This window comes from Streptomyces sp. AB3(2024), assembly GCF_041862025.1.
Classification (GTDB): domain Bacteria; phylum Actinomycetota; class Actinomycetes; order Streptomycetales; family Streptomycetaceae; genus Streptomyces.
The window spans coordinates 1-459 of record NZ_JBGWAB010000348.1; the positions used below are offsets into that span (position 1 = coordinate 1).

At 71.7% G+C, this 459-nt stretch carries 1 protein-coding gene and 1 pseudogene; both read right to left on the minus strand.

Features of this window, described 5'->3' with window-relative positions:
* Positions 1-351, minus strand: a 351-nt coding sequence (locus ACEPPI_RS40705) for a GTP-binding protein (protein ID WP_373920271.1), incomplete at its 3' end; no start/stop codon positions are given.
* Between the two features lie 2 nt (positions 352-353).
* Positions 354-459: pseudogene (locus ACEPPI_RS40710) on the minus strand (sulfate adenylyltransferase small subunit); the annotation flags it as partial.

Consider the following 459-nt stretch of genomic DNA (forward strand, 5'->3'; position numbering starts at 1 on the left):
GGCGTCGACGAGGACCACGGCCAGGTCGGCGGTGGAGGCGCCGGTGACCATGTTGCGGGTGTACTGCACGTGCCCGGGGGTGTCGGCGAGGATGAACCGGCGGCGGGCGGTCGCGAAGTAGCGGTAGGCCACGTCGATGGTGATGCCCTGCTCGCGCTCGGCGCGCAGACCGTCGGTCAGCAGCGCCAGGTCCGGAGTGTCCTGGCCGCGCCGGGCGGAGGCGGCCTCGACGGCCTCCAGCTGGTCGGTCAGCACCGACTTGGAGTCGTGCAGCAGGCGGCCGACCAGGGTGGATTTGCCGTCGTCGACGGAACCGGCGGTCGCGAAGCGCAGCAGCGCGGGAACGTCCATGGTTAGAAGTACCCTTCGCGCTTGCGGTCTTCCATCGCGGCTTCGGAGAGCTTGTCGTCGGCGCGGGTCGCGCCCCGCTCGGTGAGGCGGGAGACGGCGATCTCGGCG